Here is a 22,449-nt window from a genome sequence, read left to right on the forward strand (position 1 = left end):
TGCTCTTCTTAAATAACTGGGGAATTTTCGGAATGAGGGATATTTTTTCACCACCGATTGAAAATAGCGGTGCTTGGGTTCAGGATTTTTTGCGGTTTGATGAATGGCTTTTTCTATGGCATTTACTCGCTCTTTTGTTGTTAATCCTGCTAGTTTTGGCCATTGGGCATTCACTATCAAAACGAGAGCTTTGAGATACCGACGATACTCCTCAATCGTCAAAACCATCATACGTTTTTCCTCTGGGGATGCTGATAAGTTCCAAACGTCTGTTCTGATGATTTCTCTCGATTTAGTTTTGCTTTTGGCTTTTTGTCGGCTCATTGGCTCAAAAACTTTGGTCTTATTGCTTTTATTCTACTAAACTTATTTTTTGGTCTCGCTAACCCTACCCAAATCAAAGATTATGGGTAGCGCTTGGGGGATGGCGAATTTAGTTCGCCATATCCAACCAAGTAAGAGAGGGACTGCGCTCGACATTTTGTTCAAATTCTAAACCCAGTCAGTAATCATGTAGGGACGTTGCCTGTAACGTCCCTACAGATTGATAAATGTGGCTAATTCAGGAGATTTAATATTACCTTACAAATTGGGGCATAATTTCTGCTGCGGTAAACAGGCCATAAAGCCCGCGACGGTGTAATGATACCCCGGCTTTAAGATAGCCAAAAGCCGGACCGCAAACATTAGCCGCCATACTCGTCTCATCTCCTAATGTAAAAGTATGGGTAGAGGTTTTCCCTTCAAAAGTGCGTCCCGTTACCTTAACATTCGTGCTGAGGGGTTTCTTGGCATTGCGGGTATCGACAACTCCACCCACAGTAACGCGATCGCGGCTGCAAATCCCCCCTAATTCTAACATAATATCATCGGCGTGTTCCATATTCTCTAAAGTAAGAATGCCCTTCGTTCGCTCTAAAAATTCCTCAACTTCAGCATCACTCATTCCCCGTGCTTTTTCCACGTCAAACCCTGGTAAATGAGCAATATCCTCGCGAATCGTCGCGCGATATGCTTCCCAATTGGCAATTCCCACCCCAAAAGTAATCGTAATATCATGTATCTCTGCATAGCTTTGTGCCGCGATCGCCGCCACCGCCGTCAATAGCCCTGGAGTGGCACCACATCCCGCCATATAAGTAATTCCCGCTTCTGCTAAGGCTGCCCGCATTGCCAACACTTGTTCCATCGCAGAAGTGCGTTTGAGGGCATCCACTAACACGCCCTTCCAGCCTGCATCAATGAATTGTTGGGCAACGGAAGCCATGAAAGTATTGGGTAAATTGGGAAGGGCGAGAAAATAGCCGTCCACCTCTGCTTTTTCCAACAAATCCTGAATACTATTGTTACTGAGCATTCCGTGAGGTTCGAGATAGCCCAAGGAATCATTCTTCTGATAAGTTCTACTACAAATATCTGCATCCAGTCCCTCTGGATCGTAAGCATATCCCTGGCGATCGGCGGCTGCAACCAATACCATGTCTTGTTTGGGTGCCAGAACTTTTGCTGCAGCTTGTCCTAATCCCCCAAACCCCAATACACCAACTTTAATTTTATTTTGTGCTGCTATCATAGTTTCTTTCTCGATTCCTTCTCGATCTGAACAGTCTTTAATTATCTCTCAAGAGGGAAGAGGCGATCGCAACTGTAAACAAAAATATTATATTCTATTCTGCCTTCGGTTTTACCAGCCGATATCCAACATTCACCTCATCGATCGCGATAAACTTTAATAATTAGTCGTCGATTGAGGGGAGTGAAGGTTGAAAATAGAACGCCTATCTAGCATAATCCAATGGGCTAGAGGCAAATCATTCTCCTCTCGTCCTCCCAACTCTCTTAGCAAGCAGATCGTCAGACGGGTCTTTTTTTTGAGTTCGATCGGTATCCTGAGTTTAGCCACCGCAATGACCTTGGGACTGGCTACCAGTGTTGAACGAGTTAAGCGAAAATTAGAACGGGTCAATATTCAAGCTGCCAGAACAACCGATCTATTTATTTTAAATATTCAAAGCGATCTGATTGCCACCAGTGCATCTCTTTCCGCAACACACGATCCCGATGCTGTTTTGCGTAATATGTTGGCGCGAAATGCTTCTTTATTGGATATTTTCCTCGTTAAACCCAATGGAGAGATTATCGTTCAACAAAGCCGCGTGGGTCGTCCTAAATATTCTCAAACTCAATTCAACGCCTTAAAGTTACTTGAAGATCGCAACCAGAATCTAGATTTTGGGGAAGTGAAGATGGGGGAAATCTATTTTGCTAATCAGTTTCCTCAACTGGATATGGCGATCGCCGTAACGGATGATATCGGCCTTCCCACAGCGACTTTGTGGGTAAGCGTCGATCTCAATCGTCTTTGGAATAAAATTATTGATATCAAGGCTGGTAAAGATGGCTATGCCTTTCTCGTAACGGAGAAGGGACAAATCATTGCTTTTCGTAACCGACAATTGCAAGACCCAGAAATTCTACTCCAAGATCGGATCGGTCGATCGGGTTTGGATATTGCGCGATCGGGATTTAATTTCTATCGCGGTTTAGGTGGAGAATGGGTCGTCGCGATCGCCCAACGTTTGGAGATTATACCCTCGTGGTTTGTGGTTGTCGAACAACCCGCCCGAGAATTTCTGACCCCTTTACTATTGGTCGCGGCGATCTGGTTGGGAATATTATTGGTCGCGATCGCGATCGTCTACGGAATTATCAATTTTACCCGCAAGCGCATCGTTATCCCCCTCGGATTATTACGAGAAGCCGTCGGCCGTCTCAGTAGCGGTGACTGGGAATATCGCTTTGAGATTCCCAATACCGATGAATTGGGAGAATTAGCCACATCCTTTCAGCGCATGGCGGGACAATTGCGAGATACTTTTGCGACCTTGGAACATAATAACGCCAAGATGCAAGTTTTAAATGATGCCTTGAGCCAAAGCGAACGCAAACTCACACAATTTCTCGAGGCTGTTCCCGTAGGACTTTTTGTTGTCGATGCCCAAGGAAAACCCTATTATGCTAATCAAAAAGCCAAAGAATTACTGGGAAAAGGGGTCGATAGCGAAGCCTCAGCAGAAAATTTAGTGGAAGTTTATCAGGCCTATATTGCGGGGACAGATCGCCTTTATCCCAATGAGAATCAACCCATTTTACGCGCCCTGGGTGGGGAAGTCTCTAATACGGAAGATATGGAAATTCATGCCCGCGATCGCCGCATTCCCATCGAAATCTGGGGAACGCCTATTTATAATCTTGAAGGGGAAGTGAGCTATGCGATCGCCGTTTTTCAGGATATCACCGAACGCAAAAAAGCCGAAGCAGAACGTCAGCGCTTTACGGAACAACTCAGGGAATTAAATATTGCTTACGAACGTTTTGTTCCCGAACAATTCCTCCAACTTCTTGATAAAACCAGTATTATTGACGTTCACCTTGGGGACGCAGTACAAAAGGAAATGTCAGTTTTGTTTGCTGATATTCGTAATTTTACCACCCTCAGCGAACGCATGACTCCTGAAGATAATTTTAAGTTTATTAATGCTTATCTCTCTCGCATGGAACCGGCAATTGTTGAGAATGGTGGCTTCATTGATAAATATGTTGGCGATGGCATTATGGCACTCTTTAGCGGCAGTGCAGATGATGCCATTAAAGGAGGAATTTCTATGTTAAGAAAACTGAAAAAATACAATAAAACTCGCACGCGACCCGATCGCCCACCCATTCACATCGGTATCGGTATTAATACGGGTTCATTGATGTTAGGAACAGTGGGAGGAAGTCAGCGTATGGATAGTACCGTAATTAGCGATACTGTTAACTTAGCCTCTCGTTTAGAAACATTAACGAAACACTATAATGTTGCGCTATTAATTACCCATCAAATGTTTCTCAAACTCGCGAATACACAACACTATGATATTCGCTTAATCGACCGTGTTTTAGTTAAAGGTAAATCGGAACAAATCTCCATATTTGAAGTTTTTGATGCCGATCCTGACGATTTACGTGCAGCAAAAAAGGCGATGAAAACTAATTTTGAACGAGCTGTTTTATTATACCATCTGGGGCTATTTGCGGAAGCATCTGAATTGTTTCAACACTGTTTACAGATTCATACTGATGATGGGGCGGCACAATTTTATTTAGAACAGTGTCAAAATAAAATAATATAAGTTCAGATTACCAGTGAGATAAGAGTGCAAAAACACAAAGATAAAAAGTTTCCGTCCATTCTACGATCGCCCCATAAGTATCCCCGGTTTGACCGCCGAGTTGACGATTGAACCAATAGCCGATCGCGATCGCCAAAATCAACCCGGCGATCGCGGCACACGCAGCTACCTCCCATTTTTCTCCAGACAGAGATATATGCAATAAACTCATCCCCACCAATAACAATAAACCCCCGATCGCATCTTGAGGACAACGCAGATTTTGCTTGTGAAATGCCCCCTTTCCTGCCACTTTCAAATAGGGATAAAGGGCAATGGCCATCACCTGCCCCCAACGTCCCCATCCTGCCGCTAAGATTAAACCCAGACCGCGAAAAGAGAGCATTTCACTCAAAGCAAGGGTTTTGAGGGAAAAAATAACGATCGCGGCCATCACCCCAAAAGCCCCACTACAGCTATCCTGCATCACTTGTAAGCGGCGATCGCGATCGGGAACCGCCAACCCATCTGCGGTATCCATTGCCCCATCCAAATGCAATCCTCCCGTAACAAAAATCCACAAAGCAACCACCAAGGCACTGCGAGACAGTACAGGCATTCTACATATCTGCAAACCCCCATCAGCAAAACTTAACAACAGTCCTAGCAGTAACCCGATCGCCGGAGCAAAACGGGCAAGGCGATCGAACCGTAACCCCTCGATACGAGGCAATGGCAAGCAAGTATAAAAAATTATTGCTGCCAAAAAAGAGCGCCAAAATTGAACAAACCACTTTAAGACGTATCGGGGTTTCAATTGTTTCATCTCCTGTTAGACTGAAAACGAGGCAGTTGAAAAATATTGAGTTACGATTGGGTTAAAGGTCAGCAAAATCGACCCAGGTAATGGCAAGACCCCCCAGACAAGTCAAGGGATTATTTTGCGATAATCCCACTAGAGCGAAACTAAATCGAAACTAGAGACAAGTCTTCAACTGCTAAATCGAATTCTCAATATAGCTTTTAAGCAGTTACTTTTAAGGAAACTGTTTAGGGTTCATTAAGGATAAATAACTATTGGGTCATGTTGCCATTACATGGCACAATAAAACGCTTTCCTGAAATCTTCGCATCAATGGCTGTTTCTCATGAGTCACAATCTCGTCCCCCAATCACTACCCGCCCCTTGCATCATCGATAGCGGTCTTGTCGTCAATAAAGACGATATGCGTCGCCTACTCGGTTCATTAAAACGGGTTTACTATATTCACTCCCTCGATTGTCAGGTGCAGAATCAGGGTGAAGGTTATATCTTGGAAATCTTTGCCGATGCCCAACAAGCAACGTTAATTGCCAATCATTCTCTCTATATTAACTTACAGAGTTTTGATTACCTTCACCTTCACCAATCCCCCGACCAAGAAACCTACTTCGATCTGATTCAAGATAATCGTCAATTACGCTTAATGCCTTTGAGCAATTCTTGGCAAGACCGCGAAAGTCCGGATGACTTAGATGAAGTTGCCCTAGAAGCAATGCTCAATCAAGTCCTTGCAGCTAAATGGGATGTACAAATGGATGATGATGAATTTTAAAAGGATCAAAACCTAAAGGATGACAAAACACGCAACTCAGGACAATATCTCTCATCCCCCATTTTCCTTTGCATTACAAAAAACTTGTTCTCACACTCATGGGAGAGCAGGTATTTTTTATACCCCTCACGGAATTGTTGAAACGCCCCGCTTTATGCCCGTTGGTACCGTAGGAACAGTGAAGGGCTTAACTCCGGCTCAAATCGAAGCAACTGGGGCGCAAATGATCCTTGCCAATACCTATCACCTTCATTTACAACCGGGAGAGGAACTTATCGCCAAAGCAGGAGGATTGCATCAATTTATGGGCTGGGAACAGCCTATTTTGACGGATTCTGGGGGATTTCAAGTCTTTAGTTTGAGTGAGTTGCGAAAAATTGAGGAAGAAGGGGTCACTTTTCGATCGCCTCGGGACGGTCGCCTCATTCATTTAACCCCAGAACGTTCCATTGAGATTCAAAATACCCTAGGGGCAGATGTCATTATGGCTTTTGATGAATGTCCCCCCTATCCCGCAGAACGAGGGGAAGTGAAGGCGGCCACCGAAAGAACCTATCGCTGGCTGGAACGGTGCGTTAAGGCGCATCAACGCCCCCAAGAGCAAGCCTTATTTGGTATCGTCCAGGGGGGCGTTTTTCCCGATTTACGGGTGGCGGCGGCGCGATCGCTCCTTGATTTTGACCTACCTGGATATGCGATCGGCGGGGTCAGCGTGGGAGAACCGCCCGAACTTATGTATCCTGTGGTAGAAGCTACTGCGCCAATTCTGCCCGAAAATAAACCCCGGTATCTCATGGGTATCGGGACTTATCGGGAAATGGTGCGGGCGATCGCCGCAGGAATAGATCTATTTGATTGCGTGATTCCCACTCGCTTTGGTCGGCATGGCACCGCAATGGTCAAAGGAGAACGCTGGAACTTAAAAAACGCCCAATTTCGCGAAGATTTTCGCCCCCTTGACGAAACTTGCCCCTGTTATTGTTGCCAGACTTTTAGCCGCGCTTACCTCAATCATTTGGTCAAATCCAAAGAAATGTTGGGCTATATTTTGCTGTCCCTGCATAATGTGACAGAATTAGTCCGGTTTACCCAACGCATTCGCGCAGCTATTTGGCAAGATCGATTTGCCGAGGAATTTGCTCCCTGGCTAGATGAAAAGTAGTTCACCATATTATGTTAAAATTTATCGCAAATCTTAATAATCGCAGTATTTAGAAGGACTGATAATCAATGAACGTTGCCATGTTACTAGCCGAACTGCCCGAAGCCTATCAAATTTTCGATCCTCTTGTGGATGTTCTCCCACTCATCCCGCTATTTTTCTTGCTGCTTGCCTTCGTCTGGCAAGCGTCAGTGGGTTTCAGATAAACTTCTTTTGTTATCCCCAGTGACCCAAGATACTAAAGAAAAGACACCTCAGAAGGGGTGTCTTTTCATCGTTAAGATGGTAGGGAAAATAATCTACAGGGTGCCATCTTTGTCCATCGCTTAAGATAAAGAGTCCGCGATCGCCTCTCCCCCGTTCATATTCTCCTGCGATCGACCAGGAAAGTTGCCAAAATGTCAAGTCAGGCTTTTATTTCTCGAACCATTGGACGCATCCCCCTTCGCCTTGTTTTGATCGTCCCATTTGTGTTGCAAATTCTAGCAGCAGTCGGCTTGACGGGATGGCTTTCCCTGCAAAACGGCCAGGTTGCGATCCAATCCCTCGCCAGCCAGTTACAGGGAGAAGTAACCGCCCGTATTGCCCAAAATCTCAATGAATATTTAGCTATTCCCAAAATCGTTAACCAAAGCGCTGTTAATATTCTCGACCCCCGCGCGATCGCCCCCACAGATAACCCCAACATTCAACGCTATTTCTGGAAACAAGTTAAATCGATCGCCATCATTAATACGATTCAATTTGCCACAGAAGGAGAAAAATATATTGGTGCCGGACGTACCAGTGAAGGGGATATTGTTCTCAAAATTGCCGATCCCGTCACCACGGGGAGTGAATTTCAAACCTACGCCACCAATACCCAAGGTCAGCCCACAGCCAAATTAAGCGCCCGTCCTAACTATAATCCGCGATCGCGCCCTTGGTATCAAGCCGCCATTCGGGTCAATCAACCCGTCTGGAGTTCTGTTTATGTCATGTTTTCCCATAAAAAATTAGGCATGACCCTCTCGCAACCCCTCTACGAAGATGCAGGGAAATTTTTAGGGGTGGTGGGAACCGATATTCTCCTTGAAGATATCAGCAGTTTTCTGGAAAATATCCAAATTGGGCAAAGAGGACAAACTCTGATTATCGATCGCCAAGGCAACACCGTCGCCAGTTCTACCCGAGAGGCACTATTTTCCGAACGCAATGGCAGCGCTAGGCGAGTCAAGATCGGCGATAGTACCAATGCGATCGTGCAGGCCACAGGGCGATATTTACAAAGCTATTTCGGCGATTTAAGCAAAATCCAAAAAAATCAACAACTTTACTTTACCTTCGAGGGAAAACGCTACTTTTTTCAAGTTTCCCCCATTGCCGAAGAATTCGGTTTAGATTGGCTGATCCTCGTGGTGGTTCCAGAAGATGATTTTCTTGGGCAAATTCATGCTAATACTCGCATTACTGTGATATTGTGCTTCCTTGCTTTTGCCCTGGCGATCGCTTCCGGAATTTTAACCGCCCGTTGGATCACCAAACCCGTCCTCGAGTTGAGCCGCGCCAGTCAAGCTATTACAGCAGGTCGCCTCGAACAAAAAATCCAGATTCAACCCCTCTTACCTTGGTGTCCTGGGATTGCTGAAATCCGAGTTTTAGCCAAATCCTTCAATCGTATGGCTGTTCAATTACGGCAATCCTTTCACGATCTCGAAACTGCTAAAGTTGAACTAGAAGAGCGCGTGCAAGAGCGAACAGCCCAACTAGCAACCGCCGAAAGCGAATTGCGGGGGGTATTCGCGGCCATGACCGAGTTAATTCTCATCTTCGATCGCCAAGGCCGCTATCTAAAAATCCCCTCAGCCAATCGAGAATTACTCTACAATGCCGAGGAAATTGTCGTCGGGAAAACCATCCACGAAATTTTTCCCCAAGCACAAGCAGATTGGTTTGTTGCCCAGATTGAAAGTGTTTTAGACCAAAGGGGAGCAAAAGCCATAGAATATGCTATCCCCCTTGAGGGACAAGAAACATGGTTTTCTGCCACAATTTCTCCCATCTCTGAGGATAGCGTCGTCTGGGTGGCTCGCAATGTCAGCGAACGCAAGTTACTCGAACAGCAACTTCGCACCTCTGAAGAAAAAATGCGGATGGTGTTTGAAGCCATGACCAGCATTATTTTGGTTTTAACCCTTCGCGATGGCAATTTGGAGAACCTAGAAATCTCTCCCACCAGTCCCGCTCGTCTGTACCATGAAACAGATATGGATCCGATTGGGGAAACCATTGCTGGTTTTTATAGCGAAGAAACTGCCAGCCAATGGTTGGAAAGCATCAACTATGCGATCGAGAGTCAACAACTCGTCAATCTGGATTACAAATTACAGTTTGCAGATCGAGAGATTTGGTTTTCTGCCAGTATTTCCCCACTATCTACGGATTCTGCAATTTGGGTAGCGCGGGACATCACCGATCGCAAACACGCAGAAGAAGAAATCGAACTCCTCCTCACCGTCGGCCAAGAGATTAGTGCCGCCAAAGACTTTGATAGCGCGATCGCCATTCTCCTACAGCGCATTGGCGAAACCACGGGCTGGAATTACGGTGAAGCCTGGATCCCCGCCGTTGATGGCTCTGCTTTAGTTTGCAGTCCCAGTTGGTATAGTTCCATGAAAGATGAGGGAACAGACAACACGCAACAAGCAACAGGAAATAATATTAGCGAATTTCGAGAGTATAGCGAAGCCTTAACTTTATTAGCCAATGAGGAACTTCCAGGACGAGTTTGGGTACAATGCCGACCCGAGTGGGTTCGCGATGTTTCCTTAGAAGCCGATGATGTCTTTTTGCGCTTGGAAAAAGCGGCGGAATGTGGCTTAAATTCTGCCTTTGCGGTACCCATCTTGATTCCTCCTCGGGAGGATTTACTGCGAGAGTCCGAACGCCTTCCCGTACTGGCCGTGTTGACCTTTTTTCTGACGGATACTTGTCGTCAGGACGAACAAGCCTTTGAACTGGTGATGGGGGTTGCGGGGCAATTGGGAACACTTTTGCAACAAAAACAAGACGAAGCGGAACTTAAAGCCTTATTTGCAGCTATGACGGATTTAATTTTCGTCTTTGATGGCAATGGACGACATTTGAAAATTCCCGTGACTAATGCGAAAAATCTGATTTACGATCCCATGACCAATCGGATTGGCAAAACCTTACACGAAATTTTCCCCGAAGAGCAAGCCACATTTTTCTTGGCTCTGATTCGCGAAACCTTGCAAAAACAAGATAACGTCGAAGTGGAATACAGTTTGCAGATCGAAGGGGAGGAAATATGGTCGGATACGACGATCTCCCCCATTTCCACGGATTCGGTTATCTGGGTGGCACGGGATATTACCGATCGCAAGCAAGCAGAAGCGGCTTTACTCAAACGTCAGCGCTATTCGGCGATCGTGGTGGAAGTACAGCGTCAATTACTGGCGGCGAGTGCGGGAAGTGACAACTATCATACCATTCTCGAACCCTTGGGACGGGTCAGTGGTGCCAGTCGGGTCTATCTATTTGAGAATTCTCGCGATCGCGATGGAATTTTGTTGATGAGTCAAAAGGCGGAGTGGTGCGGGGAAGGAGTCATTCCGGAGTTAGATAATCCGGATTTGCAAAATTTGGCGTATCGAGATTCTTTTCCCCGTTGGGAGTCGGTTTTAGAACAAGGACATTATATTGAAGGAATTGTGACGGAGTTTCCCCCAGAGGAACGAGATATCCTCGAACCCCAAGGGGTATTGGCGCTTCTTGTCTTACCTATCGTCGTCAATGGCGAATTTTTTGGCTTTATTGGCTTTGACAATTGCTATCGGGCCAAGAGATGGGACGCATCGGAGATTGATTTACTGCGGGCTGTGGCGGCGGCCATGGGGCTATGGCAAGAGCGACGGCGGGCGGTGAAGGCCTTGAGACAGAAGGCAGAACGGGATAATTTATTAGGAGAAATTTCCAGGCAATTCATCGATGGGGATTTAGATGCGGCGATTAATTTTGCACTCGAGGCGATCGCACAGATGTTAGACAGCGATCGCGCTTATATTCTTCGCTATCGCGAATCGGGAAAACGGCGGCGGTTTTCCATGACCCATGAATGGTGTCGGGAAGGCGTTATACCCGCGATCGCGGAGTTGCAAAAAATTCCGGCGGAACACTTTCCTTGGTTTTTTGAGCAGTACCAGGCGGGCAATATTGTCCAGTTCACTCACCTTGATGAGCTTCCCGTGGAAGCCGTGGCGGAACGGGCGGAAATGGTGCGAGAATCGATACTTTCGGGACTACAGATTCCCACTAATTATGGCGGGAAAATGGTAGGAACGATTGGTTTAGATGCAGTGCGATCGCATCAAGCCTGGAATGCGGAAGACGTGCGCTTTTTGCAGTTGGTGGGGGATGCGATCGCCAGTGCGCGGGTACGTCACGATGCGGAACAAGCACTACGCATTGAGCAAGAAAAGTCGGAGCGGTTATTATTAAATATTTTACCGGCTCCCATCGCCGAACGCTTAAAACAGAATCAAGGTTCCCTGGCGGAACAGTTTAATGAGGTGTCGATTTTATTTGCCGATATTGTTGGTTTTACCCCTCTCTCAACTCGATTATCCCCGATTGAGTTGGTCAATTTGCTCAATCATATTTTTTCTGCTTTTGATGAATTGGTCGATCGCCTGGGATTGGAGAAAATTAAGACTATCGGGGATGCTTATATGGTAGCGGGGGGCTTGCCGATACCCAGGACGGATCATGCTGAGGCGATCGCGGAAATGGCGCTATTGATGCAAGAGGCAATTCGGGAGTTTGGGCAACAGCAAGCTAAAACCCTCCAGCCTGGGGATAAAATACAAATTCGCATTGGTATTAATAGTGGTGTAGTGGTTGCAGGAGTAATCGGCACGAAGAAATTTATTTATGATTTATGGGGGGATGCGGTGAATATTGCTTCCCGCATGGAGTCTTCGGGACAACCCAATGGTATTCAAATCACCGAATCTACTTATGTGCGTATCAAAGATAAGTTTATGTGCGAACCCCGTGGCATTATTAAAATTAAAGGGAAAGGAGAAATGATGACCTATTGGTTAAAAGGGAAACGCGAGTCATGTTAAATGATCTGATTTTAACTTATCTTGCTCATTACTGATTTTTATCGACTTTTGGTAAAGATAGGTGTAGGTTTAGAGTAGGGATTCCGACTAAATGTTAAAACAACATTAAAATAAAAAAGATATAGGTTCTATCTCGTGCAAGAGGCGAGCCTTTCATCTCATCGGGTAACGAGCCATGAGTCAAAACGCTGCTAACAACGGCGCACGTCCAAAAAATTCTCAGGATAAGGGGGAAACCGTGACAGTTAAAGAAGCACCTGCAAATAAAGCCGAAGACAAAAAATCGGCAGAGGATACACCAGGCATACAAGTTTACCAAAAATCTTTTCCATTGCCGCAAAATCGTCCTATTGAACCCAGCCATCTCAATATAGTTGGAACCTATAACGCGATGGGAGAGCGTCCCGTCACTTCGAGTGGCTTGGAAATCAGTAGCAGCATTGTTATATCAGGGAATCGCCCTATTGCTAAGAGCATTTTAGACATTAGCGAAACTTACAAGGTGATGGGAAATCGTCCTGTTGCCTCTAATGATTTTGAAGATATTGCTACACTAATTGGTTATCTCGATTAATTGTTAATGATTTAAGCAAATTTTGTAAGCAAATTTTGTAAGTAAGTTTTTTCAGTTGAACTCAAAACAGCGATCGCACCTCTAGAAGGAAATGCGATCGTTTTTTAAAGGGTCAATAAAGGCGTAAAAATTGTCAATCCTTTGGGAATACATTCAATTTCAACAGGATTCGCCGCAAATATTTCACCATCAATCACCAACTTCTGAGGGGGATCGGTAGTAATTTTGAGGCGGCTGGCTTGCAAACAAATGAGGTCTTTTCGCTTAGAAGGCGTTTTCACTAAAGCCGAAGCGAATAGGGAAGCAAGGGCATTTACCTGCAATCCACTTTGAGGCGTGGTAATGATGGTAATATCCAAAAGACCATCATCGGGAATAACTTCCCCAAAACCTTGAGCCATTAACGAAGTCGGGGGAGCAGCATTGGCAACAGTTACAGCACCTGTTTGGAATTCAACGATCTCGCCATCCATTTCAATCGTGGCTTTGAAAGGTTCTTGATCGAAGAGTTGCTGTGCGGCGGATAATACATAAGCGAGAGAACCTAAATGGTTTTTCAATTCCCGATTGGCTTTTTCCACCATCCCCGCTTCAAACCCAACTCCCGCCAATAAGATCATGGGAATATCGTTGCAGCGTGCCACATCCACCATGCGAGTATTGCCAGCAGCAATCGTTTCGCAAGCTGACTTTAAATCTGTGGGAATGCCCAGGGCAGCACAAAAAGCATTAGCCGTGCCTCGAGGAATTATACCGAGGGGAATCCCCGTTTCAATCGTGGCACTGGCGATCGCCGAAACGGTACCATCTCCACCGGAAGCGATGATAAAGCCAGGATCTTCGTCCTCTTCCATCTCCCGTGCCTGAATAGCAGCGATCGCCTCCTTCGCTTGTTCCACAGGATTTACATCGGGTTGAGTGTAAATCGTGTGTAGGTGAACTTGCGGTTTTAAGGTTTGATGAATCGAGGCTAAATCGCGATCGGGATTGCCCTGTCCCGCAACAGGATTAAAAATTAAATAAGCAATTCGACTGCGTGCAAACCCGCGAATGATTGACTCAGCCGTTGCCAAATTAATCGCGAGGGGAACATCATGAATTGTGCAGGCACGTAAGATGCTATCAATTCTAGGTTCTTGAGGGTTAGCTTGGAGTGGATCGAACAAAAAGATAACCCCAATCATCTCCCCCGAGACAATGCGGGCTGCAATTTGTAGATCTCCTCCTCGCGCAGCCGACAATAATCCCTCGATTTTGAGTCCCGTTGCTTCCTGAATTTGCTGCCCGGTTTTATCCATAGCCATCAGGTGATAGCCCGATAAAATCGAACGATATTTTTTGACCAAACCAACGAGGTCATTGTTCTGACTGTTATGGGCAATTAAGGCAATAGAAGCTGGCACGATCGCGGTTCCTGTTGATACAGTTTATTCTTGTCTATCATCCTCCATTCCCACAGAGAATGACATTACTGCCCCCACTGCGGCCACCAGAAATCCAACCCTGCATGGGAGACGAAATTTGCAACCAGAAACGCCCCTCGGGATCGCTAGAGGTATTTCCCGTGAGAGTCGCGGTTGCACCTTTTTTCAAACCGCCAATTGTCGCCCCCGTTTCTATATTAGGACGAGAACGAATCGCTAGATCGACGATGGCCAAACGACAACTTCCTGCCTGAATATTTCTCAAGGCTGGAGTAAGGGGAACAACGGGATTGGGTTGCGGCTGACTGGGAGGAGTGGTCGATGCAGGGGTATCAGTACACTTGGTCAGATGACGGGCAATGACAAATCCTTCCACGGGGTTTTTGACGGAGATCCAGCCCTGTTGACCATTACCGGCTAGGGTGAGTTGAACATTTGCCTCTAAGGTCGCTACAATTTGACTGTCAGGACCGACGGAAGGCTGAGAATAAACATCAATGCGGCGATTAGTTTGTCGGCACTGATCCGACAAGGACTGCGATCGCGCTGGAAGATGAAGGGCGAATGCCCCGGAACCAGCCAAGAGGAAAAGAACAATGATACGAATATTCATGTTTAATAACGGGTCAATAAATGATGAGCAAATCGGGGATGGGTAACTGGTACGCGATCGATAACCACTAACCCATTAAAATAAAAATAAACCCAACCTGAATTTTTATTAATTTTTTGTGCCGGAACTGACTCAAACTTCTTGTCAATTTGATGCGATCGATGCTGCCCTTGCAGATTTTAAAGCGGGTCGTCCCATTGTGGTCGTAGACGACGAAAATCGGGAAAATGAAGGGGATTTAATTTGTGCGGCTCAATTTACCACCCCCGATATTATTAATTTTATGGCGGTGGAGGCACGGGGCTTGATTTGCTTGGCCATGACGGGGGAACGTCTCGATGAACTGGAATTACCCCTGATGGTAACTAAAAATACCGATCCCAATCAAACCGCGTTTACCGTCAGTGTTGATGCGGCCCCCCATTTAGGCGTGACTACGGGCATTTCCGCCGAAGACCGCGCCAAAACCATTCAAATTACCATCAACCCCGCGACGCGATCGGAGGATTTGCGCCGTCCCGGTCATATTTTCCCGATTCGTGCCAAACAGGGGGGGGTTTTAAAGCGGGCAGGTCATACAGAAGCGGCGGTAGATTTATCGCGGCTATCGGGATTGTACCCGGCGGGGGTCATCTGCGAAATACAAAATCCCAATGGTTCGATGGCACGGTTGCCGGAATTGGTAGAATATGCCCAAAAACACGATCTTAAGCTGATTAGTATTGCCGATCTGATTAGCTATCGCCTCAAACACGATCGCTTTGTTTATCGGGAAGCGGTGTGCCAGTTTCCCAGCCAGTTTGGGGATTTTCAGATTTACGCCTATCGCAATGTTCTCGATAATACAGAACATATTGCCATTGTTAAAGGCGATCCGCAAAAGTTTGGCGATCGCCCGGTAACGGTGCGAATGCACTCGGAATGTTTGACGGGGGATGCCTTGGGATCTTTGCGTTGCGATTGTCGGATGCAGCTACAAGCCGCCTTAAAGACCATTGAGGATGCGGGGCTAGGAGTTGTGGTTTATCTGCGTCAGGAAGGGCGAGGGATTGGTTTGGTGAATAAACTTAAGGCTTATTCTTTACAAGATTTGGGCTTTGATACTGTCGAAGCGAATGAAAGATTGGGCTTTCCGGCAGATTTGCGGGACTATGGTATGGGGGCGCAAATCTTGAACGATTTGGGGATTAAACAGATTTGTTTGATTACTAATAATCCCCGCAAAATTGCTGGGTTAAAGGGATATGGTTTGGAGGTGGTCGATCGCGTTCCTTTGTTGATTGAAGCGACGGATCACAATTCGGAATATTTGGCCACGAAGGCGAATAAGTTGGGGCATTTATTATTGCAAACTTATTTGGTTACGGTGGGCATTGATTGGCATTCATCGGTAGAAAGTGTGAGGGATCGCTATGAATTATTAGATCGGTTTCGCAGGCTAGTTCGTTCTCACGATTTATTATTACAAGAAGAATCGCGCCCGGTGGCGATCGCGCTGTTTGAAAAGCCTTCTCTGGTGGCGCATATCGGGTTAGATCAACCCCAGGTTGCCAGTGTGGATTGGTATGGCGATATCGAACATCCTTATGTTAAGGCGATCGGTAATATTTTAGATGATTTAGTAACATGGAATCAGATCGAACGGTTAGAATTTTTGATTTCTACGGGAGACGATCCGATGACGGGATTACAGGTTAATTTGTCGCGCAAGTTTTACAACTTGAGTCAAAAACCTTCAAGTTTATGTGACAGCTTGGAACGGCAAACGATTTACAGTTTTACAAAAGTTTGATTTTCAAAATCTGAAACTCTCATTAGGAGACGCATATCATGTCTAAATTTATTAAACACTTAGAAGCTATAGGAGTACATGGAAGATTTGATATAGGACTTAGTTTTAAAGATGGAATCAATATTATTCACGGAAGTAATGGCACAGGTAAAACGACATTACTTCATATTCTTGCAAATGCCGTTAATGGTGATTTTGAGCGTTTTGTTCATTTGAAATTTAACAATTTAACAATAACTCTTGATGATGACACTTCAATTTATTTGGAACAAGATTGTATGGGAGATTTGGAGGATACAAAGACAACTATTTGGATTAATAAAAATAGAAATCCAGATCCTATAGTTTCATATCAATTCAGAGATTTATTGGAGAAAGAAAAAGAAGAAGAAGATCGTTATAGGCAACTTTCTTTATTTGATTCTTTGAAAGAATCAAATATTACTTTAGAGGCAACATATTTTCCTGCATTTAGAACTATGATTGAGGCATGGGCAACATTAGATGAAAATGATATTAGAGGTTTTTTTCGTAGATCTCCAAATTTTAGAAAAATCTTAAGAAGTGCTACAAGATCGACAGATTTAGCTCGAACTTTATTTGGTCAATTTGTTCCTAAATTAGAATATCCTTCTCCTCTAGAAATCGAAGAACGTATTAATTCAGAATTGATTGAAGCTCAATTAAAAATCGCTAGTATCGATAGAGATTTATTATCAGACGCTTTTGTTGAATCTTTTAAAGCTATATCGCAGTCACAAGAAATAGAAAATAATTTAGAAGAGCCAGATGAAATCATTGAAAAAATAAAGGTAATTACTGAGAGTTTACAAAACTTACCTTTTCAAATTAATGTTAATATGCCTAACGATGTTTATGAAAGATTAAGAAAGCAATTAAACTCATTTCAATTAGAACCTGAATCAGAAAATATCGCTAAAAGAGTTTTGTCTGTATATAAAAATTCTCTGCAAAAACGTTTAGATGAACAAACTGATGCTTATTCTAGTATCGAGACTTATCTAGAATCTGTTAATGAATTTTTAGAAAGAAAGAAATTAGAAATTCATGCTACATTTCACCCCAGAAGACCACAATTGGGAGTTAAAATTGGTGATGAAAAATCAATTGATAGTCTACAAGTTTTATCTTCTGGTGAAAGACAAATAGTTGGTTTAATATATGCAGCAAGTCACATGACAAATGGGAGAGTTGTCTTAATTGATGAACCCGAAATTTCTTTACATATAGATTGGCAACGTAAACTATTACCAGAAATGATGAAACAACTTGGTGATAAACAACTGATTATTTGTACTCATTCTCCTATAGTTGCTTCCCAATATAGAGACAGAATGATAGAACTCGAGCTAAAACCAACATCAAATCCGAATTTGGGGCATCAAGTAATGAATATGGAAAGAGAATATATAATGTAAAAAAAGGGAATAACTTTAGACTATTCCTTTTTAGAAGTTTACCGAAAATATATTATATTATTACAATTAATTTAAACTGAGTAATGAGTGGACTGCAATTAACACCAGAGGAATATGTAACCGAGATAGTGATGTCAAAAGACTTATTTCTATTGCTTGAAGGCACTGATGATGAAAACTTTTTTACAGTAATTTACAATTATCTTAAAAATCAATATTTAGATAGTTCTTCAGAAAAATTAAAAAGATTAAAAAGATTAAGAATTGAAAATGCAGAACAAATCAAAGGGTTGCCAAAAAATAGAGATAGAATTGAATCTGTTTGTCAGTTAATCTTAAAAGAGGATGAGAATATAAAAAAAAGATTGTTAGGCTTTGTAGATAGAGAATTTAGAGAATTTGATTCTCTATGGTTCGCAAGCGCGGGGAGATGCAAGATTTGATTCGGATATTGATGTTTTAGTGGTTTTAAGGCAGGGTTTTAAGTATCGAGAGGAGATTGAAAAAACGAGTCGGTTTATTGCGGATTTATCTTTGGAATACGATACAGTTATTTCTCGCGCTTTTATTTCTTCCCAACGGTTTCATGAGGAAAATAGTCCGTTTTTGTTGAATGTACGACGGGAGGGGGTTGTGTTATGACTAGGGAACAGCAGTTACTTTTAGAAAAGGCAAAACGCAGTTTACAAGGTGCTGAGTTATTGGTTGAGAATGGTTTGCCAGAATTGGCTGTTTCTCGTGCCTATTATGGGATGTTTTATATTGCTTCTGCTTTTCTTTTGGGGAGAGGGTTGAGTTTTTCGAGTCATTCGGCGGTTATTGGTGCATTTGGGCGAGATTTTGCGAAAAGTGATGAGAGGTTACGAGATTTTCATCGTGCTTTAATTAACGCACAAGATATGAGGAATCGCAGCGATTATAATTTGGATTCTGGGATTGATGAAGATGATGCTAGACTACAAATAGAGGTTGCACTTGAGTTTATCCGTTGTTTTGAGGACTTGGCATAAAAAATCCTCTTAAATGGTCGGTTTGAGTATGAGGCGGTGGAATACAATCCGCTTAAGGTTATTTTAGGGCAGTTGAAGGCGATCGAGGATGAGATTCGGGCTGATTTGGATGAGTTGGAGGGGATGTTATCTTAGTTTGGGATCGTGATATGGATTTATTTGGGCGATCGCCATACAATTAAGTCAAATTAAAGGGGGTTCGGTTATGGGTTTAGAATTGGCGCTAGAACGGATTACAATAGATTCCGATATTTGTCACGGAAAGCCTTGCATTCGTGGTTTGCGCTATCCGGTTGAATTTATTTTGGAGTTATTGAGTTCGGGGATGACAATGGATGAGATACTAATGGATTATGAAGATTTAGAACGGGACGATCTTTTTGCGGCTTTGACTTTTGCGATGAGGTTAACGCAGGTTAAAAGTATTTATCAGGTTAAGGGATGAAGTTTTTAATTGACGCTCAATTACCTCGAAGATTGGTGAGAATTTTTCTCGATGCTGGTTATGAGGCAATTCATACTTTAGATTTGCCGCAACAAAATCAAACTCGAGATACCGAAATCAATCGCCTTTCTATAGAGAAAAAGTATATTGTGGTGACAAAAGATAAGGATTTTTTTGATTCTTTTTACATTTTCAAAATGCCTTATAAACTTCTTCTTGTAACGACAGGAAACATTAAAAACAATGATATAATTACTTTGTTCTCTAATAATTTAGAGACGATCGCAGAATTATTTGAGGATCGCGATTTTATTGAATTGAGTCGCGATCGTATTACGGTTCATTAATTATCTAATTTCTCTATTTACGGAACTCCAAAGATAAAATTATAATGAATAAAGACAATCTCATTACAGATTTATTTGTTTAATCTTCGTAACCCTAAAGCAGAATCATGAAGCAAAAAATCACCAACAAAAATGATATTTTTCAACGGTTGCAGGAACATCAAAAGGTGTTGATGAATTTTGGGGTGCGTCGCTGTGGTTTGTTTGGGTCGTTTCGTCGGGGGGAAGCGACGGAAAACAGCGATATAGATTTATTGGTAACGTTCGATCCGGAGTTAAAAACGTTTATGAATTTTATGGATTTGTGTTTCTTTTTGGAGGATTTATTTGAGTGTAAGGTGGATGTTTTGACTCCGGAATCTTTGAGTCCTTATCTCAAGGATAAAATTTTGGCGGAGGTGGAATATTGACAATTTTGAAGACGCAAACCCAAAATAATCAAATAAATCTAAATGAAATTGAGGAGATGTTGAGATGAAGCAAATTACTATAGAAAAAGCCTGTGAACTTGTGACAGATGGAACACACTACACACCACTTGATATTGGTGAAGGTATTCCTTTTTTAACAGTGAAAGATATAACTTCTTCTGGGTTAAATTTTGAGAGATGTTCAAAAATTTCAATAGAAGAATACCAAAAAGCTGATGCAGGAAACTCGTCTCCTAAAATAGGTGATGTTTTATTTTCCAAAGATGGAACGGTTGGAAAAGTTCATGTTGTAAAAGAAGATCAACAATTCGCAATTTTATCCTCTGTAGCAATATTAAGACCTCAAAAAAATCTTTTAGATAGTGATTACTTTGGGTATGTTTTAAAGTCTAAAGCTACGATTGATCAGGCAGTTCGTAAAAAAACAGGATCAGCAATTAGAAGAATTATTCTTAAGGATCTAAAAAATGTAAAAATTCCCCTCCCACCCCTAGAAGAACAAAAAAGAATCGCGGCGATATTGGATAAAAGCGATCGCATTCGACGGAAACGACAAGAGGCGATTCAATTGACAGAGGAATTAGCGCGATCGCTTTTCCTCGATATGTTCGGCGATCCTGTTACTAACCCGAAAGGTTGGGAAGTTAATAAAGTAATTGAACATTGTGATTGTATTGTTCCCGGTCGAGATAAACCTAAATCTTTCACGGGAGAAACTCCTTGGATAACAACAGCAGATCTTAATTTTCTTCAAAAGACATACTACTCACGTTTAAATATAGGTTTATCAAAAGAAGAAATTGAAACAGTCAGAGCAAAAATTATTCCAAAAGGAAGTGTTTTGCTAACTTGTGTTGGTGATTTAGGAATAACTTCTATAGCAGGATGCGACATGGTTATCAATCAACAATTACATTCTTTTCAATGTAGAGATTTTAATAATTTTTTTGTTATGTATGCTCTAACTTTTCAAAAGAGTTTTATGTATAAAAGAGCAACGCAGACAACAGTACCCTATATAAATAAAACAAGTTGCAATTCTATTCCTATTATTTGCCCACCCCAAAAACTACAAAATAAATTTAGTATACTTGTAAGCAAAATAAACAAGCAAAAAATAATATATAAAAATGCCCTACAAGAATCAGAAAATCTCTTTAACTCCCTCCTACAAAGAGCCTTCCGAGGAGACCTATGAAGATACCAGAAAATGCGATTATTCCCGATCCCAAATTGACCAAATATCTCCTAGTTTTTAAACAAAGAAATGATAAATCCCAATATCTAGCACAAGGCGGATTTTATCTAGAAAACTGGCAAGACCTCAAAAAAGCTATTCAAAATTTAATCGAAGAGAATGAAGCAATTGAAGAGCAAACCGATGAATACGGAACTTATTACCAAGTTATCGGGGAACTGCAAGGGATAGGCGATCGCAAGCTGTCAGTTGTTACAATTTGGTTAAAACGAACCATAGACGACAAATTTTATTTTATTACCTCAAACCCTATCGAGAATAAAAACATGAACCTAGAACTATATCAAGAAATTGCCCTAACCTGCAATCTTCCCGAAACCCAACTCAAACAAGGCGATATCGCCACCTTAATCGATTTTGTCCCCCATCCTAACAATAGAGAAACAGGATGCGTTCTCGAAATATTTAACACCATTGGCGAATCGATTAAAGTCGTCACTGTTCCGATTTCAGCCATCAAACCCCTAACTGAAAAGGATATTTTAACCACCCGTCCGCTTATTGAAATGAATTAGTCATTGAAGAGAACTCTAACCATGCTTAAAATTGTCACCAAAACCAAACTACACAACCCAAACAGCGACCTTCAATATTGGCAAACCCAAAGCCCACAACAACGCCTTGCTACCCTCGAAGAAATCCGCCAAGAATACCATCAATGGAAATACAATGCTGAACCAAGACTTCAAAGAGTTTATCGAGTTATTAAACAAACACGATGTTAAATATCTTGTTATTGGAGGTTATGCCGTCGCAGTACATGGTCATCCTCGCTACACGAAAGATATTGATATTTGGATTAAAATGTCAACAGAAAATGCTGAAAAGATCGTAAAAGTCTTGACAGAATTTGGTTTTGGTTCTCTGGGTTTGAGTCTTAATGACTTTACCTGTCCGAATCAAATTATACAGCTTGGCTATCCACCTGCAAGAATTGATATTATTACAACTCCGGATGGTGTAGATTTTGAGACCTGTTACCAAACAAAAATGCAAGTCGAATTAAGTAATATTCTAGTTGATTTTATCGATCTCGAAATCCTCAAACAGAATAAAAAAGCATCCGGTAGATTGCA

Annotated in this window: 22 protein-coding genes and 1 pseudogene; 17 read left to right on the top strand and 6 right to left on the bottom strand. The window is 42.9% G+C overall.

The window, feature by feature from the left end; all coding sequences use genetic code 11:
* Both VB714_RS03565 and bioU read right to left on the bottom strand, forming a co-directional pair.
* Positions 1 to 324, bottom strand: a pseudogene (locus VB714_RS03565) (IS200/IS605 family accessory protein TnpB-related protein); the annotation flags it as partial.
* Positions 325 to 577: 253 nt separating this feature from the next.
* Positions 578 to 1,573 (bottom strand): (S)-8-amino-7-oxononanoate synthase BioU, encoded by a 996-nt coding sequence (bioU, locus tag VB714_RS03570; protein ID WP_323221249.1) that lies wholly within the window; start codon positions 1,571 to 1,573, stop codon positions 578 to 580.
* A gap of 190 nt (positions 1,574 to 1,763) precedes the next feature.
* Between bioU and VB714_RS03575 the strand changes: the two genes are divergently transcribed.
* On the top strand, positions 1,764 to 4,175 hold the full coding sequence (locus VB714_RS03575) for an adenylate/guanylate cyclase domain-containing protein (RefSeq protein ID WP_323221251.1): 2,412 nt from the start codon (positions 1,764 to 1,766) through the stop codon (positions 4,173 to 4,175).
* A 7-nt stretch (positions 4,176 to 4,182) separates the two neighbouring features.
* On the opposite strand, the gene cobS is transcribed toward VB714_RS03575, so the two are convergent.
* The gene (gene cobS / locus VB714_RS03580; protein WP_323221253.1) at positions 4,183 to 4,980 is read right to left on the bottom strand and encodes an adenosylcobinamide-GDP ribazoletransferase; all 798 of its coding nucleotides are present in this window, start codon (positions 4,978 to 4,980) and stop codon (positions 4,183 to 4,185) included.
* A gap of 322 nt (positions 4,981 to 5,302) precedes the next feature.
* On the opposite strand from cobS, the gene VB714_RS03585 reads away from it, so the two are divergent.
* The 3 genes from VB714_RS03585 (at position 5,303) to VB714_RS03595 (ending at position 7,117) form a co-directional block, all read left to right on the top strand.
* Positions 5,303 to 5,749: a hypothetical protein gene (locus VB714_RS03585; RefSeq protein ID WP_323221255.1), complete on the top strand. Its 447-nt coding sequence runs from the start codon at positions 5,303 to 5,305 to the stop codon at positions 5,747 to 5,749.
* A gap of 19 nt (positions 5,750 to 5,768) precedes the next feature.
* On the top strand, positions 5,769 to 6,911 hold the full coding sequence (gene tgt / locus VB714_RS03590; RefSeq protein WP_323221257.1) for a tRNA guanosine(34) transglycosylase Tgt: 1,143 nt from the start codon (positions 5,769 to 5,771) through the stop codon (positions 6,909 to 6,911).
* Between the two features lie 68 nt (positions 6,912 to 6,979).
* Positions 6,980 to 7,117, top strand: a complete 138-nt coding sequence (locus VB714_RS03595; protein WP_323221259.1) for a photosystem II reaction center protein K — start codon at positions 6,980 to 6,982, stop codon at positions 7,115 to 7,117.
* 10 nt (positions 7,118 to 7,127) lie between these two features.
* Here VB714_RS03595 and VB714_RS03600 read toward each other — a convergent pair whose 3' ends face one another.
* Positions 7,128 to 7,316, bottom strand: a complete 189-nt coding sequence (locus VB714_RS03600) for a hypothetical protein (protein WP_323221261.1) — start codon at positions 7,314 to 7,316, stop codon at positions 7,128 to 7,130.
* On the opposite strand from VB714_RS03600, the gene VB714_RS03605 reads away from it, so the two are divergent.
* Together VB714_RS03605 and VB714_RS03610 are read left to right on the top strand one after the other, a co-directional pair.
* A complete protein-coding gene (locus VB714_RS03605) occupies positions 7,310 to 12,040 on the top strand; it encodes an adenylate/guanylate cyclase domain-containing protein (RefSeq protein ID WP_323221263.1) in 4,731 nt (1,576 codons plus the stop codon). The genes VB714_RS03600 and VB714_RS03605 overlap by 7 nt on opposite strands.
* Positions 12,041 to 12,215: 175 nt before the next feature.
* Positions 12,216 to 12,614, top strand: a complete 399-nt coding sequence (locus tag VB714_RS03610) for a hypothetical protein (protein ID WP_323221265.1) — start codon at positions 12,216 to 12,218, stop codon at positions 12,612 to 12,614.
* 104 nt (positions 12,615 to 12,718) lie between these two features.
* Here VB714_RS03610 and VB714_RS03615 read toward each other — a convergent pair whose 3' ends face one another.
* Together VB714_RS03615 and VB714_RS03620 are read right to left on the bottom strand one after the other, a co-directional pair.
* Entirely contained in the window at positions 12,719 to 14,017 is a 1,299-nt protein-coding gene (locus VB714_RS03615) for a methylglyoxal synthase (protein WP_323221268.1), read from the bottom strand.
* Positions 14,018 to 14,054: 37 nt separating this feature from the next.
* Positions 14,055 to 14,651 (bottom strand): hypothetical protein, encoded by a 597-nt coding sequence (locus VB714_RS03620; protein ID WP_204104794.1) that lies wholly within the window; start codon positions 14,649 to 14,651, stop codon positions 14,055 to 14,057.
* Between the two features lie 118 nt (positions 14,652 to 14,769).
* Here VB714_RS03620 and ribBA point away from each other — a divergent pair, with 118 nt between their 5' ends.
* The 11 genes from ribBA to VB714_RS03675 form a co-directional block, all read left to right on the top strand.
* The gene (ribBA, locus tag VB714_RS03625; protein ID WP_323221271.1) at positions 14,770 to 16,443 is read left to right on the top strand and encodes a bifunctional 3,4-dihydroxy-2-butanone-4-phosphate synthase/GTP cyclohydrolase II; all 1,674 of its coding nucleotides are present in this window, start codon (positions 14,770 to 14,772) and stop codon (positions 16,441 to 16,443) included.
* A gap of 38 nt (positions 16,444 to 16,481) precedes the next feature.
* Positions 16,482 to 17,882: an AAA family ATPase gene (locus VB714_RS03630; protein WP_323221273.1), complete on the top strand. Its 1,401-nt coding sequence runs from the start codon at positions 16,482 to 16,484 to the stop codon at positions 17,880 to 17,882.
* Between the two features lie 83 nt (positions 17,883 to 17,965).
* Positions 17,966 to 18,325 (top strand): DUF4435 domain-containing protein, encoded by a 360-nt coding sequence (locus VB714_RS03635; RefSeq protein WP_323221275.1) that lies wholly within the window; start codon positions 17,966 to 17,968, stop codon positions 18,323 to 18,325.
* Entirely contained in the window at positions 18,282 to 18,524 is a 243-nt protein-coding gene (locus VB714_RS03640) for a nucleotidyltransferase domain-containing protein (RefSeq protein ID WP_323221277.1), read from the top strand. The genes VB714_RS03635 and VB714_RS03640 overlap by 44 nt, the downstream gene beginning before the upstream one ends.
* Complete coding sequence (locus VB714_RS03645) at positions 18,521 to 18,892, top strand: HEPN domain-containing protein (RefSeq protein ID WP_323221279.1); 372 nt, start codon at positions 18,521 to 18,523, stop codon at positions 18,890 to 18,892. Before VB714_RS03640 ends, VB714_RS03645 begins: the two co-directional genes overlap by 4 nt.
* 205 nt (positions 18,893 to 19,097) lie before the next feature.
* On the top strand, positions 19,098 to 19,337 hold the full coding sequence (locus VB714_RS03650) for a DUF433 domain-containing protein (protein WP_204102751.1): 240 nt from the start codon (positions 19,098 to 19,100) through the stop codon (positions 19,335 to 19,337).
* Entirely contained in the window at positions 19,334 to 19,684 is a 351-nt protein-coding gene (locus VB714_RS03655; RefSeq protein ID WP_323221281.1) for a DUF5615 family PIN-like protein, read from the top strand. Before VB714_RS03650 ends, VB714_RS03655 begins: the two co-directional genes overlap by 4 nt.
* Positions 19,685 to 19,857: 173 nt before the next feature.
* A complete protein-coding gene (locus VB714_RS03660) occupies positions 19,858 to 20,094 on the top strand; it encodes a nucleotidyltransferase family protein (RefSeq protein WP_416309596.1) in 237 nt (78 codons plus the stop codon).
* A gap of 64 nt (positions 20,095 to 20,158) precedes the next feature.
* A complete protein-coding gene (locus tag VB714_RS03665; RefSeq protein WP_323221285.1) occupies positions 20,159 to 21,313 on the top strand; it encodes a restriction endonuclease subunit S in 1,155 nt (384 codons plus the stop codon).
* Positions 21,310 to 21,888: a DUF6883 domain-containing protein gene (locus VB714_RS03670; protein WP_323221287.1), complete on the top strand. Its 579-nt coding sequence runs from the start codon at positions 21,310 to 21,312 to the stop codon at positions 21,886 to 21,888. The genes VB714_RS03665 and VB714_RS03670 overlap by 4 nt, the downstream gene beginning before the upstream one ends.
* 154 nt (positions 21,889 to 22,042) lie before the next feature.
* On the top strand, positions 22,043 to 22,449 hold a 407-nt coding region (locus tag VB714_RS03675; protein ID WP_323221289.1), incomplete at its 3' end, for a nucleotidyltransferase domain-containing protein.

Source organism: Spirulina sp. 06S082, from assembly GCF_034932145.1.
Taxonomy (GTDB): Bacteria; Cyanobacteriota; Cyanobacteriia; order Cyanobacteriales; family Spirulinaceae; genus CCY15215.